The sequence below is a fragment of the Sorangium sp. So ce128 genome (assembly GCF_051525245.1).
Taxonomy (GTDB): domain Bacteria; phylum Myxococcota_A; class Polyangia; order Polyangiales; family Polyangiaceae; genus Sorangium; species Sorangium cellulosum_B.
Map to the genome: position 1 here is coordinate 2,965,802 of NZ_CP150313.1, position 13,789 is coordinate 2,979,590.

General features: G+C 74.1%; 11 protein-coding genes and 1 tRNA gene. 5 read left to right on the forward strand and 7 right to left on the reverse strand.

Annotated features, from left to right (window positions below):
* Positions 1–46: 46 nt before the first annotated feature.
* From WME82_RS11585 to WME82_RS11605, 5 genes are all read right to left on the reverse strand, one after another.
* Complete coding sequence (locus tag WME82_RS11585; protein WP_437915715.1) at positions 47–652, reverse strand: hypothetical protein; 606 nt, start codon at positions 650–652, stop codon at positions 47–49.
* A 66-nt stretch (positions 653–718) separates the two neighbouring features.
* Complete coding sequence (locus WME82_RS11590; RefSeq protein WP_438042879.1) at positions 719–2,170, reverse strand: DUF6600 domain-containing protein; 1,452 nt, start codon at positions 2,168–2,170, stop codon at positions 719–721.
* Between the two features lie 408 nt (positions 2,171–2,578).
* Positions 2,579–3,214, reverse strand: a complete 636-nt coding sequence (locus tag WME82_RS11595; RefSeq protein WP_438042880.1) for a hypothetical protein — start codon at positions 3,212–3,214, stop codon at positions 2,579–2,581.
* Positions 3,215–3,259: 45 nt separating this feature from the next.
* On the reverse strand, positions 3,260–4,903 hold the full coding sequence (locus WME82_RS11600; RefSeq protein ID WP_438042881.1) for a DUF6600 domain-containing protein: 1,644 nt from the start codon (positions 4,901–4,903) through the stop codon (positions 3,260–3,262).
* A gap of 205 nt (positions 4,904–5,108) precedes the next feature.
* Entirely contained in the window at positions 5,109–8,720 is a 3,612-nt protein-coding gene (locus WME82_RS11605; RefSeq protein ID WP_438042882.1) for a HEAT repeat domain-containing protein, read from the reverse strand.
* A 68-nt stretch (positions 8,721–8,788) separates the two neighbouring features.
* Here WME82_RS11605 and WME82_RS11610 point away from each other — a divergent pair, with 68 nt between their 5' ends.
* The 3 genes from WME82_RS11610 to WME82_RS11620 are packed head-to-tail and all read left to right on the forward strand — an operon-like array spanning position 8,789 to position 11,136.
* Positions 8,789–9,058, forward strand: a complete 270-nt coding sequence (locus tag WME82_RS11610) for a hypothetical protein (RefSeq protein ID WP_438042883.1) — start codon at positions 8,789–8,791, stop codon at positions 9,056–9,058.
* Positions 9,059–9,070: 12 nt separating this feature from the next.
* Positions 9,071–10,345: a hypothetical protein gene (locus tag WME82_RS11615; RefSeq protein ID WP_438042884.1), complete on the forward strand. Its 1,275-nt coding sequence runs from the start codon at positions 9,071–9,073 to the stop codon at positions 10,343–10,345.
* Positions 10,342–11,136 carry an MXAN_2562 family outer membrane beta-barrel protein gene (locus WME82_RS11620; protein WP_438042885.1) on the forward strand — a complete coding sequence of 265 codons (795 nt, stop codon included), beginning with the start codon at positions 10,342–10,344 and terminating at the stop codon, positions 11,134–11,136. The genes WME82_RS11615 and WME82_RS11620 overlap by 4 nt, the downstream gene beginning before the upstream one ends.
* Positions 11,137–11,178: 42 nt before the next feature.
* On the opposite strand, the gene WME82_RS11625 is transcribed toward WME82_RS11620, so the two are convergent.
* Positions 11,179–11,769 (reverse strand): serine protease, encoded by a 591-nt coding sequence (locus tag WME82_RS11625; protein ID WP_437745531.1) that lies wholly within the window; start codon positions 11,767–11,769, stop codon positions 11,179–11,181.
* Positions 11,770–11,918: 149 nt separating this feature from the next.
* Positions 11,919–11,992: transfer RNA gene (locus WME82_RS11630), tRNA-Pro, on the reverse strand.
* 194 nt (positions 11,993–12,186) lie between these two features.
* Here WME82_RS11630 and WME82_RS11635 point away from each other — a divergent pair.
* Together WME82_RS11635 and WME82_RS11640 are read left to right on the forward strand one after the other, a co-directional pair.
* On the forward strand, positions 12,187–12,594 hold the full coding sequence (locus WME82_RS11635) for a VOC family protein (protein ID WP_438042886.1): 408 nt from the start codon (positions 12,187–12,189) through the stop codon (positions 12,592–12,594).
* A 157-nt stretch (positions 12,595–12,751) separates the two neighbouring features.
* On the forward strand, positions 12,752–13,765 hold the full coding sequence (locus tag WME82_RS11640; protein WP_438042887.1) for a hypothetical protein: 1,014 nt from the start codon (positions 12,752–12,754) through the stop codon (positions 13,763–13,765).
* Positions 13,766–13,789 lie beyond the last annotated feature (24 nt).

Genomic DNA, 13,789 nt, shown 5'->3' on the forward strand with positions numbered 1-13,789 from the left:
TCCCGCCGCGCGGGCAGCGGGGGGAGCGGGCGGCAGGATCGCGCCCTCAGGGCGCGGTCGGCTCGAAGTCGATCGGGCTGCTGGGCGCGCCCTCGTGCAGGACGCCGTCGCCGAACCAGTAGACGAAGCGGGGCTCCTCCGCCCCGTCGAGGTAGGCCTCCAGCCGGACGATGGCGCCCGGGGTGGTGGCAAACGTCATCGCGTCGATGTCCGAGCCGGTCTCGGCGTGGAAGTACGCGACGCCGATGTCGACGAGGCGCGTCGCGTCCGTCTTTTCGATCTCGATCCCCGCGAGGTCGATGAGCTCGGACGCCGTGTCGACCGAGGCATAGAGATCGAAGCTGCAGACGACCTTGGAGGTGTTGGTGTCGCAGGTCGTCCAGAGCGTCCACGTCCCGCCCTCCGTGTACTCGACGAAGATGCCGACGCCCTCGCCCGGCTCGGTGCTCAGGGTGGCGTCCGTGTCGATGGCGACGAGCCGCACGTCGTCCGCGGGCGGCGGGGGAACGGTGTCGTCGTCGCCGTCGTCCCAGTCGTCGTGGACGTGATGGCCATCGTGGTCGCCGTCCTCGTCGACGATGATGCAGCCGGCCGAGGCGAGGGGCGCAGCGACGAGAAGGAACGACCACAGCCCCAGTGAACGACGCTTCACAAAGTCAGCGAAAAGAGTCATCGGATCTGCTCCTGCTCGTGGACGTCGCAAGACGTGGACCAAGCGCTACCTCGACCGCGGGCGACCGGACGTCGGCGCCGTCTTCCCCGGAGCCGGGCCTGACGGAAGGTGGATCCTGGGGCGCGGCGGGGACGACGGCGCGCTCGGGAGCGCGCGCGGCTTCGCGATCGCCTGCGGCGTCGGCGTCGCCTGCGGCAGCGGCCGCGGCGCCGTGGCCGACGGCGTTCGGTGCGGGAGGGCACGCGTGGCGGCCGGCGTGCCGACGGCGCGCGGCGCCGGGGCGGCCGGCGGCTCCGGGGCGGGTACGGGCGACGGCGGCGTGACCGTGGGCCGCGAGGTCCGGTGCGATGGGCTCGCGCCGGTGCGGGGCAGCGCACCCGCGTCGGAGACGCCCCGCGCGGGGAGGCCGGGCCTGGCGATCGGGGCCGGAGCGTCGCCGACGGGCGTCCCCCGCGGGTGCAGCGGCGTGCGCAGCGCCGGCGCCGCGCGACGGTCGTCGCCTGCAGGCGACGCCGGACGGCGCGCCGACGGGGGCGCGAGGCGTGCGTTCGGCGTCGTGCTCCTGCGCGCGTAAGCGAGGGCGCGGGGATCCGGCCTGTCGCGGTGCCTCGGGGCGGCCGAGGAGGGAACGCCGGCCTCCGCGAGCGACGGCGACGCCGGGCGGTAGCCGCCAGGACGGATGCCGTGGGGCGGGCTCGAGCGGCCCGCGTCCCCATCGCCGCCCGGGCGGACGTCGGCGCGCCCGGGCCTGCCCGCGGTAGGCCGCGCCGGCCTGTAGGTGTGCGAGTGCGCGGCGATGCGCCGGACGACCGCGCGATCGCGGACGACGTGCGTGTGGACGTGGCGATGGAACACGTGCGTCGTCGGGCAGAAGACGTACGCCGCAGGGGGAACGGTCCACAGCGAGACCGCGACGCCGCTGCTCCAGTAGTAGGTGGGCGGCATCGGGGCCCAGCCGACGTAGCCGGCGTCACCGACGCGCCAGACGACCCACGCCGGGGCGTACGTGCGCCCCGGGATCCAGGCCCAGCCGTGGGAGGAGATCCAGACCCAGCGGCCATAGTGGAAGGGGATGTGGCCCCACGCGTAGTCGCTGACCCAGAGCCACTCGCCGTCGTCGGTCAGCGCCCAGTGGCCCGCTGTCTGGTAGGGCGCGAAATCCGGGCCGACCACGACCGCGGAAGGCACCCAGACCGTGCCGTAGCCCGGGGTGTCGATCCAGGTGCCGTACGCGGCGAGCGGCTGCTGGAACTCGACCAGGGCGCTCGGGTCGGTGTCTTCGTACTCGTCCGCCTCGAACTCGGCGTTCACGCGGACGTCGACCTGGACCGACGGGGGCTCGGCGGGCTGGGCGGCGGCGCTCGTGGGCGCGGCGATGAGCGCGGCGAGCAGCGGCAGGGCGCCGCCGAGCCGGCGGAGCCGGGCCCCGGGGATGCCCGGCGCCGCGGGTGCAGGGCGCAAGGGGGAAGCGGACAGCGGGAAAGGCATCGGCAGCATGATGGGTCCTTCTGGAGGGGGGTGCCAGGGAGAGGTCGGGCTGGCCTCGGGCGCCCTCAGATCTCTTCAGACGTCCCTGCGCGCCCGACATTGCACATTGCAGGCCACCATCCGGAGCGCCGCGCTTGCGTGCCATGCGCCGCGGCGTCCGACCGAGGTTGAGGCGTCGGCCCCCGACCGAGGTTGAGGTGTCGGCCCCCGACCGGCCCCCGACCGAGGTTGAGGCATGGGCGCCCGACCGAGGTTGAGGTGTCGGCCCCCGACCGAGGTTGAGGCAGCGGCGTCCGACCGAGGTTGAGGTGTCGGCCCCCGACCGAGGTTGAGGCAGCGGCGTCCGACCGAGGTTGAGGCAGCGGCGTGCGCCCTCGCCGGGGCTCCTCCCGCAGCGCGGGCAGCGGGATCGCGCCCTCAGGGCGCGGTCGGCTTGAAGTCGAGCGGGTTGGTGGGCGCGCCCTGGTGCAGGACGCCATCGCCGAACCAGTAGACGAAGCGAGGCTGCAGGACCCCGTCGACGTAGGCCTCCAGCCGGATGATGGCGCCCTGGGTCGTGGTGAACTCCATCGCGTCGATGTCCGAGCCGGTCTCGGCGTGGAGATGCGCGACGCCATCGCTCACGAGGCGCGTCGAGTCCTTCGTCTCGAGCTCGATCCCCACGATGTCGAACAGCTGGGACGACGTGTCCACCGAGACATAGAGATCGAAGCTGCAGATGACCTTGGAGGTGTTGGTGTCGCAGGTCGTCCAGAGCTTCCACGTCCCGCCGGGCGCGTACTCGAGGAAGATGCCGATGCCCTCGCCCGGCGGGCTGCTCAGGACCGCGCCCGTATCGATGGCGACGAGCCGGGGGTCGCCCGCACGTGCACGTGGCGGAGGGACGCGGCTGTCCCCCTCGTCCTCGTCGCCGTTGTGCACCTGGGGTTCATCGCGGCGGGCATCCTCGTCGTCGGCGAGAACGCAGCCGCCCAAGCCGAGGGGCGCAGCGACGAGCAGGAACGACCATATCCCCACGGAACGACGCTTCATGAAGTCGGCGGGAGCAGTCATCGGTTCTTCTCCTGCGCGCGGACGTCGCAATACGTGGACCACGCGTCACCTCGACTGCGGGCGACCGGATGCAGGCGCAGGCGCCGCCTCCTCCGCAGCCGGGCTTGACGGGATGCGAATCCTGGGGCGCGCCGGGGACGACGGCGCGCTCGGGATCGCAGGCGGCTTCGCGACCGTCGCGCTCGCGTGCGGCGCCGGTGTCGCCGGTCGCATCGGTCGCGGCGCCGAGACCGACGGCGCGTGGTGCGGGACCGCGTGTGACGTGGTCGGCGCGGCGCCGACGCGCGGCGGGGCGATGACGTGCGGCGTGGCACCGACCCGCGGCGCGGCGGCAGCGGGCGCCGTGGCGCCTACGCGCGGCGTGGCGACGACGCGCGGCGTGGCGCCTACGCGCGGCGCGGCGGCAGCGGGCGGCGTGGCGCCTACGCGCGGCGTGGCACCGACCCGCGGCGCGGCGGCAGCGGGCGGCGTGGCGCCTACGCGCGGCGTGGCACCGACCCGCGGCGCGGCGGCGCGCGGCGGGGCGATGACGTGCGGCGTGGCGCCTACGCGCGGCTCCGGGGTCGGGGCCGGAAACGCGGGTGTCCGCGGGGCGTGCAGCGTGCGCGCCTGGGGCCGGTCGCCGCCCGAGGGAGCAGGGGGCGCCGAGAGACGCGGTACCGGCGCCGGCGCGACGTGCGCGCTCGGCGTCGCCGCTTTGCGCGAATAGGCAAGAGCGCGCGGGTCCGGCCTGCCGCGGAACCTCGGCGCGTCCGAAGACGGAATGCCGATCTCGACGAGCGAGGGCGACGCCGGGCGATAGCCGCCAGCACGGATCCCGTCGTACGAGCTCGATCGCTCCGCTCCATCCGGGCGGGCCCAGCTGCGTTCGGGCCTGCCCGCGGTCGGCAGCGCCGGCCTGTAGGTGCGCGAGCGCCTGGTGATGCGCCGGATCTCATCGCGATCGCGGACGACATGCATGTCGACGTGATCGTGGAATACGTGCGTCGTCGGGCAGAAGACATACGCCTCAGGGGGAACGGCCCTCAGCGAGACCGCGACGCCGTTGCGCCAGGCGTAGGTGGGCGGCATCGCGCTCCAGCCGACGTAGCCGTCACCGCCGACGCGCCAGACGACCCACGCCGGGGCGTACGCGCGCCCCGGGATCCACGCCCAGCCGTGGCCGGTCGTCCGGATCCAGCGGCCATAGTGGAAGGGGATGTGACCCCACGCGTAGTCGCTGACCCAGAGCCACTCGCCTTCGTCGGTCAGCGCCCAGTGCCCGTCGGTCTGGTAGGGCGCGAAATTGAGGCCAACCTCGGACCAGGAAGGCACCCAGACCCTGCCGTAGCTCGGGTCGTCGACCCAGGTGCCGTAGGGGGCGAGCGGCCGGTAGAACTCGATCAGGGCGCTCGGATCGGTGTCGTCGTACTCGTCCGCCTCCAGCTGCGTCTGCGCGCTCACGTGGACCTCGACCTGGACCGGCCGGGTCGCGGCGGGCTGTGAAGGAAAGGTCTCGTCAGCGCCGTACGGGGCGTAGCTCGCGCCCTGCGGATACCCCTCGGCGGCGGCGCATGCGGGCGCGGCCATGAGCGCGGCGGCCAGCGGCAGCGCGCCCCCGAGCCGGCGAAGCCGCGCCCCGAGGAGGCGCGGCGCCGCGGCCGAAGGGCGCGAAAGGGAAGGGAACAGCGGGAAATGCAGCAATGCCATGCGGGTCCTTCTGGAGAGAGGTGCCAGGGAGAGGTCAGGCTGGCCTCGGCTCGGGGTCCCGAGACCTCTTCGGCCGCCCTTGGACGTCCCTGGGTGCTCGAATATTGCAGCTGCACTGCAAGTTGCGCTCCACATCGCCCGCACCGGCGCTCCACGCGGCGTGCAACGGCAGCGCTCGCTCGATCGAGGTGGCGCGCGGCGCTCCTCAGTCCAGGTCGCTGTCGTCGAGCGCCGGCGTCTCGTCCCCCGGAGGCGGCGCTCTCCCGGGCAGCGCCGGCGGCCTCGGAAGGAGCGACAGCCGCGCGTGCGCGTCGGCCAGCTTGCGGTCGGCCTCGCGCAGGCGCCGGTTCAGCACCCGGATCACGGCGTCCGCGATCTCGGCCGTCTCCCGCACCGCCTCGTGGAAATCCTCGGCGGAGACCCGGAGCAGCTCCGCGTCCTCGGTCACCACCGCGGTCGAGGCCCTCGGCTCGCTGTCGAAGAGCGACATCTCGCCGAACACGTCGTTCGCGCCGAGGCGCGCGATCTCGCGGCCGTCCAGCGTGAGGCTCACCTCGCCCGAGATGATCGAGTAGAGCGCGCCGCCAGGCTCGCCCTGGCGGAAGATCACGTCGCCCCGGGCCAGCGACACCACGAGCGAGCCGCGCGCCAGCGCCACCAGATCGTCGCCGGCCACGCGGGAGAAGAGCGGAACACGCTGGAGGAACAGGACCTTCTCGATCGTCGTGTACATCTCGTCCTCGGGGTCGATGCCGGTGCCGCCGGTGACCGCCCAGTATCGTGCGTAACGGGCCACCGCGGGATCCTCATCGGCCCGCAGCGCGTCCAGCCGCTCGCGGGCGCCCGGCGGCGACGTGACGGCGACCGCGATGGCGGCCGCCTCGCGGACCAGCGGGTCCGGATCGTAGGTCGCGGCGAGCGCGTCCCCGGCGGCGCCGGAGATGGAGCTCCGGGCGACGGCATCGAGCGCGAGCGCGGCGCTGTAGGGGTCGCCGCGCACGATCTCGTGGCGGATCCAGGAGATGACCCCGGTCTCCGGCGGCAGGGGCCTCCGGGGGAACGCCGCGGACAGCTCGAGCAGCCGCTCGACGAGGGAGACGAGGCGCTCGCGCAGCGGGCGGTCGAGGAGCGACTCCAGCACCTCGAACGCGTTGGCCCGCAGCGCGGGATCCGGGCCGAAGACGTGGGTGCGCACGAGGGCGACGACCTCGCGCGGGTAGGCGAGCTCGCACAGCCGGAGCACGCGGATGAGCCCCTTCCGCAGCCGGCGGAGCAGGTGCTGATCGAGCAGCGCGCCGACGACGCGGGGGCGCACGGCGATGTACGCCTCGCGCGTGCGGACGTGCTCCACCGTCTCGTCGTCGATGCAGGCGCGGATCACGCGGAGAGGCGCCGGCGGCGCGCGCAGCGCGAGGCGCAGGCGCGACGCCGACGCGAGCACCTTCTGGCGGAGGGCCTCGTTCGGGTGGTCGATCCGGGCGAGCAGCACGTCGAGCGCGTCGTGGCTGCAGAGCCGCGCGAGCACCCGCGGGATCGCGAGCCGCACGGTCCGCGGGGTGCTGTCGTCGCCGAGGCGCGCCGCGAGCTCCGGGATGGCGTCGTCGCCGAGCGCCTCGATGGCCCGGGCCGCGGCCGGCGCGAGGGCGCGCTCGGCGAGCGCGTCCGCGAGCAGGGGGAGCAGGCGCGGGTCGGCGACGCTCGACGAGGAGCGCACGGCCGCGCGCCGCACCGCGGGGTCGGGATCGCCGATGAGCCGCGCGAGGGCGCGCTGGAGCGACGCGTGGCCGACCAGGCCGAGGATCCTGGCGGCGGCGACGCGATCGCGGGGCGACGGGCTGTCGAGCAGCGCGCGCAGCCGCGGCGCGCCCTCGAGCATGCCGTCGAGGCCGCAGTAGCGCAGGAGCGCGGCGATCGCGGCGGCCCGGAGCGCCTCGCCGCCGGTCGCGTCCGCCGCGGCGCGGGGCGCGGCGCCCTCCCGCGCGAGCGCGAGCAGCTCGTCGTGGGCGTCCTCCCGCAGCAGCGCGGCGAGCGCGGCGACGGCGGCGACGCGGACGTCGGTGTTCCGGTCGCGGATCGCCGCGCGCGCGATGCTCGCCCCCTCCTCGTGCTCGAGCTCGGCCGCGAGGCGCACCGCGAGCGCGCGCACCCTGGCCGAGCCGTGGCGCGCGAGCGCGGGCACGGCCTCGCGCACGAGGGTCGGGTCGAGCTGCTGGAGCTGCTCGACCGCGAAGAGCACCTGCACCATGGCGCGGCTGTAGAGCGCCTCCTTGAGGATCGCGCGCGTCTGGGGGCCGTACGCGACGCTGTCCGGCTCGAGCTGGCGGCGCATCAAGGTCCGGCGCATGGCGTCGAAGTAGCCGCGCCGCACGAGCGGGAGGAGGGCGATGGATGCGACGCAGAGCGGGAGGGAGTAGACGCCGATCCACGCGGCCTCCTCGACGAGCGCGGCGCCCGTCGCGGCGGTGGGCGCCACGGCGAGCAGGATCAGCGCGCCGAGCCCGTAGCCGAGGGGCTTGGCGATCGTGGAGACGAGCGTCCGCACCCGCTCCCGCAGCGCCGGCTGGAACGGGAAGAACAAGAGCTGCATCGTCGCGTCGTAGATCGTGAGCTGCAGCGCGTTGTCGCTCAGCTTGAGGATCGCGCCCCAGGCGAGCGACGGCGCCGCGAGCAGCGCGACGGTGCTCGCGGTGAACGCGGCCGGCATGGCGAGCAGCCCGCCGAGCACGCCGTGGCGCCGGAGGACCCGGGGGGTCGCGACGAGCTGCACGAGGAGGCCGACCACGCCGACGGCGCCGTAGAGGAACCCCATGAACCGGGTGAGGTCGTCGACGTGGGGGTAGGCCGTGAGGGCGATCGCCTTGAACTGGTAGTCGCCGATCGTGAGGACCGTGAAGAGGAGGCAGGTCAGCAGCGCGACGGTGAGGGCGTAGCGCGATCGCCACACGTCCATGCGCGGAAGGCGGGCCTGGAGGAGCTCTTCGTCGCCGGACGGGGGGCGCCCGAGCGGGTAGCGCCGCGCGAGCGCGGTCGTGAGCGCGGCCATGGCGAGGAGCGCCGCGATGAGCACGAACAGGAGGTTCTCGGTGCCGATCCACCGGACGACGGCGCCCGTCGCGAAGCCGCAGGCGACGGTGCCGACGACGCGCCCGCTGCCGATCAGGCCGAAGAGGCGCTTGGCGCTGCGCGGGTCGTGCAGGTCCTGGGCGACGGCCCAGACGAGGACGGCGGTGAAGTTCGCGATGATCTCGGACCAGATGTAGAAGACCAGGGTCGCGGCGCGCACCTCCTGGCCGATGAGGACGCGCAGCAGCGCGAACGTGGCGGCGCCGAAGAGGGCGAAGGCGACGCACAGCTGGGCGCGCGGCAGGTGGCGGGCTACGCGGTCGTAGGCGAGCGCGGCGACGGCGGAGGCGACGCCGTACACGATCCACATCGGCGCGATCCAGGTGACGGGGAACCTGGTGAGGAAGAGCGCGTCCCGCGCGGAGCGGCCGACGACGAAGAGGAGGGCGGCGAGGAAGAGCAGACAGAAGAGCAGCGCGGTCCGGTGCAGCTCGACGCGGGTGAGGGGGACGCCGAGGACGGCGGTGTGGGCGTCAGGCGCGGCGCCGCTCGGCTGCAGCCGGCTGGGCCGGCTCGAGGTCGGGCGCACCGACGGGGTGGCGCCGGAGGCGGGGGACGCGGGCGCGCCTTCCGGGCGCGCGCTGGGCTGGCTGGGCTGCCCAGCGCGCACCGTCTCCGGCGCCGTGGCGCGCTCCTTCGCGCTCGGCCCTGCCTTCGAGCCCGGCTGCGGGGGAGCGGCGTCGGTCGAATCCACGTGCCTCAAGCTAGCCGAGCTCTCTCGAAGAGCGCGTGTTTCGGGCCACGCAGCTCGTCCATCGGCCCATGGCGCTGCGCGGCGGTCCGCTCGCCCTGCTCCGCGGCGCCGATGCCAACTTGTCAGGAACGGACGGCGACCATGGCCAGCTCGTCATGCGGCGCGCCTCCGAGCCTCCGAGGTGGGGCGTCGAGGACGCCTCCAAGGACGCCTCCGACGGGACCGCGGGGGCCTCTGAGGGCGCGTTCGACGCGGTATCCGGCGCGGGCGCACGAACGATTTCCGCGCCGTTCGAAGGGCTGTGCGAGGCATTTGCGGCGTGGTACGAGCTGTGCTGAAAGGACGCGCCCATGGACACGACAAGGTATCCCGTCCGGCTCCGGCCGCGAGGGCGGCGGCATCTCCCCCGGCTGTGCGCGGTGGCCCTCGCGGCGGCGGCGCTCGCTGGAGGCGCGCGACAGGCCGGCGCGACGGTGACCATCAGCACCGACGTGAAGCGCACCGAGCTGCAGCGGCCAGACGCGCAGTACCCGCTCTGGATCAGCCGCGAGGACTGCCTGACGAACAACGATCTCGAGTTCACGCTCACGCTGAGCGGCTTCTCGACCAGCGATACGCTCGCCGTCTGGGTCAGCGAGTCGCTGGACTGCCTTGCGTATTCGAACCGCGACACCGGCACGCGGTGCAAGCAGGTGTCGGCCGAGTCGAACCTGGATGACACGATGGTCGTCAAGGTGTCGGCGAAGGCGATCGCGGAGGCCCTCGGCGCGGAGGGCTGCGACAGCACGAGGGCCAGCACCGGCGCGGTCCCGCTGAACATCTACTTCCTGCGGCTCGTCTCCTCGGACCAGGACAACCCGGATCACGCCAAGTGGGATACCAGCAAGATGGACCTCCAGGGCCCGAAGCCGCCGACCGGCGTGGCGGCGCACCCCGGGGATGGTCGTCTCCTCGTCGACTATAAGCAGAACGAGGACGAGGACGTGCAGGGCTATTACCTCTACTGCGATGATGGGGGGCAGTCCGCTGCAGCTTCGAGCGGGGCAGGGGCAGCCGGAGGAGGCGATGGCGCGGGGGGATCCAGCGCCGGAGGCGGAGCGGCCGGAGGCGGCGACGGCGCAGGGGGAGCCGGAGGCGGAGCAGCCGGAGGCGGAGCAGCCGGAGGCGGCGACGGCGCAGGGGGAGCCGGAGGCGGCGCGACGGGGGGCGGCAGCGCCGGTTGTCAGTCGTCGCTCCTGGTTTCGGGGGAGATCCCGGACGCCAAGTACCAGTGCGGCAGCGTGGGGAGGGCCAGCCGTGGCGAGGCCACGGAGAACATCGTCAACGGTAGATCGTATGCCGTCGGCGTCGCGGCCTATGACCAGGTGGGCAACGCCGGGCCACTGTCGGCGATCTCCTGTGCGACCGCGACCGACGTCGACGGGTTCTTCGAGCAGTACCGGGACGCCGGCGGGCAAGCTGGTGGGGGTTTTTGCAGCATCGAAGGGCCGGTGGGGGCGGGCCGGTGGGCCGCAGCGCCGCTCGCCGCCGTCGCGGCCGGCGCGGCGCTCGGGTTGTTGCGCAGGAGCCGTCGACGACGCCACGCGCGCGCGCACGCGTGTTCCTTCACGCAGGAGAGCGAATGAGCTGTCATCTCCGTCATCAGGCGGCCGCCTGCCTCGCCGGCAGCGCGGCGCTCCTCGCCGCCTCCGTCGCCGGCGCGCAAACGAGCTACGGGATGGGCGACTGGCGGCAGCACGATCGCTCGAGGATCCAGCGAGAGGAGCGCTATGCGTCTCCTCAGAGCTTCGCGTTCGAGCTCCGCTTCGCCCCGTACTCTCCCCAGGTCGACGAGGAGTTCGCCGGCGCGGGCCCCTACGGGAAGACCTTCGGCGACGGCCAGAATTTCTATTTCGGTGTCGAGGTCGACTGGCTGCCGCTCCGGATCCCGTACGTCGGCGCGATCGGCCCAGGGTTCGGCTGGGGGTACACGTCGGCGTCGGCGAAGGCCTTCGTGGCGGGCAGCGACGACAGGGCCGAGGCAGAGGAGACCTCGCTCACCATCATGCCGATGCACCTGTCGGCCGTCCTCCGCGCCGACGAGCTGATGCGCAAGACGGGCGTCCCGATCGTGCCTTACGCGAAGGTGGGCCTGGGGATGGGGTTATGGACCTCGACGTCGGGCCCTGTCACGCCGCTGCCCGCTGGCGTCCGGGGCGAGGGCATCACGTGGGGCACGCACCTCGCGTTCGGCGGGATGCTCGCGCTCAACTGGCTGGACCGCCGCTCGGCCTCCCAGCTCGATGAGACGACGGGCATCAACCACACGTACCTGTTCGGCGAGTGGATGTTCGCGAACCTCGACGGGCTGGGCTCGCGCCCGCAGATGCACGTCGGCACCTCGACGTGGGTCCTGGGGCTGGCCTTCGACATGTGAGGCGCGGCGCCGTGCGATGCGCGCGCGGCGCCGGTACGCGCTTCACGGCGCGCTGCCGTCGAGCGGCGCGCCGCCGTCGTCTTCCTCGATCACCGTCGTTCCCCGCGGCCGGGCGGTCGTCGCGCGGCGCGGGGGGCTGTCGCTCGCGAAGGTCTCGACGGTCTCCTTGGACGGGGCCCCGACGATGGGCACGACGAGCTCGCGCGCGGCGCCCTCGCGCTCGTACGTGATCTTGAGCTCGCTGGCGCTGGCCAGGGCGCGATAGGCCGCGAACAGGTCGTCCGGGCGCTCCAGGGTCGTGCCGTTGACCTGGGTGACGACATCGCCGGTCTTGAGCTCGATGCTGCTCCAGTCCGCGGGCAGCGCGAGGATCTTCCAGCCGATGAACGCGCCCGCCCGGACGACCTCCTCGACCGGCACGCGCCGCAGGATCCAGGGCGGCCCCTGCAGCAGCACCCGGTCGACGTCGGCGCGGGCGAGCTGCCCGGCGGGCACCGCCTGCTTGGGCGGCGCCGCGCTCTGCGCGCGCGGCGCCGGAGCCGCTGCCGGGGCGGCCGTCTGCGGCCCGCCGCACCCTGCGACGACGGACAGGGAGAGACATGCGCCGAGCAGGAGTCTTACGGGCGTCGACATCGGCGGGACTATGCGCAGCGGACCCGAGGAGGCCAAGTTCGATGCGCGCGGCGGGTGCGATGGCGACGCGAGCGGCGATCCAGCTGAGCCGCAGCGCCGGGGCCACCGGGGCGGCCCGGCTCGCGAGGGGCGAGGATCGTCGGAGAGGGTCGGGGAGGCGGGATTTGAACCCGCGACAACGAGCACCCAAAGCTCGTGCACTACCGGACTGTGCGACTCCCCGGGCAGAGCGCGTCCGCGAGCGGGACCATAGACGAGGCGCCCTGCCGGGGCAAGACAGGTCGAGCGCGTCGAGCGCGTCGAGCGCCCGGCGCCGGCCGATCGAGCGCCCGGCGTCGGGGAGGCGTCGGCTGCGCGGCGCCCGCGTGGCTTTTCAGGTGCGTCGCCGCGTGAAAGGCGCTGAAATGAGGGCGCTGTATGAGCGGGACGGTAGCGTCGCTGTCGGTCCATCATCTGGCCGTGGTCGTGCGCGACCTGGTGCGGGCCGAGGCGTTCTACGCGGGCGTCCTCGGATTGCCGGTGGTGCGGCGCTGGACGGACGAGGCCGGAGCGCTTCGGTCGGTGTGGCTCGATCTCGGGGGCGGCGCCTTTCTGGCCGTGGAGCGGGCGGGCGCCGCCGGGCCGATGCGCGCGGACGAGGCGCCAGGCTGGCACTGCGTCGCCCTCGGGATCGCGCCGTCCGAGCGGGAGGCGTGGCGCCGCCGGCTGGCCGCGGGCGGCGTGGGCGTCGAGCGGGAGAGCGCCTACACGATGTACGCGCGCGATCCCGACGGGAACCTGGTGGCGCTCAGTCACTACCCGCACCCGCAGGCGGGGCCGGGCTGATGGCGCGGACCGTGTGCAGTGCGCGTGGAGCGCCGTGGTGAGATGATGGAAGGTCGGGCGGCGCGCGAGGGACCTGGAAGCTGCTCGAGGGCCTGCGCGTCGAAGGGGAACGAACGAGCCGGAGGGTTTCAAGATGCCGCGTTCAACGTCCGATTCCATGTCGCCTGATGCGCCCGTGTCGCTCGTGCTCCCCTGCGGGGCGATCGGGCTCGTGGGCGGCTGGCTCACGGCCGACGTTCTCGAGATGGACGAGCTCGTGCCCCGCTTCCTGCTCGCGGGTGTGACCCCGATCGTCGCGGCGCTGCTGGGTCACTACCTGACGCCGCGGATCGGAGGCGTCTGGGGCGATGGATCGATGGCGTTCGGCGCGGGCGATGCGCCGGCGGACGGCCTGCCGTGGGTCGACGCGCCGGGGAAGTGGACCCGGCGGGGGCCGTTCGTGGCGGGCGTGCTGGCGCTGTGGGCCATCGTGGTGGCCGGCGTCGTGAACGGGATGACCATCGGGCTCGTGGCGGGGCCGGCAGGGATGATCATCGGCGCGGCGTTCGGCGCGGTGTTCGCGCTGCCGTTCGTTCCGGCGCTCGCGGTGGTGCTGAGCGCGGCGAACCGCGTCGGGCGGGCGCGCGCCGGCTCGATCGTGGCGCTCTCGGATCGGCGGGCGGTGTGGGCGGCGACCGCGGCGGTGATCGCGGTGGCCCTGCAGCTCGGGTCGGGGCTACCGCGGGCGGCGGCGCCCGACCTGGGGCGCCTCGTGGCGGCGATGGCGTTCGCCGTGGTCGGGGGGCTGTGCATGGTCGACGCGGTGGCGATGACGAGGGTGCTGAAGCTGCCGCGGGAGCGGAGCGGGGTGGGGGACGAGGTCGCCGAACGGATCGCAGCGGAGATCGCGGCCGGGGCGACGGGGGCGATGGCGGCGGGAGAGGACGGCGGAGCGGCGAGCGCTGCGCGGACCGGGGGGAAGGGGACGGGGGAGAGGATCGATCTCGGCCTCGGGGACGAGGTGCAGGTCGAGGTGGTGAGGCCGACCCATGCCTACCGGGGGGCGCAGCAGATCGCCCGGGTGGTGCGGGGGAACCGCGAGCGCGCCGTGGCGGCGCTGCGGGCAGGGCTGATGCGGGGCGCGGGCGCGCTGGCGATCGGGGCGGCGCTCTGGGGCGAGGTGTGGAGGTGATCGAGGCGCGCAGCGGAAGGCGAA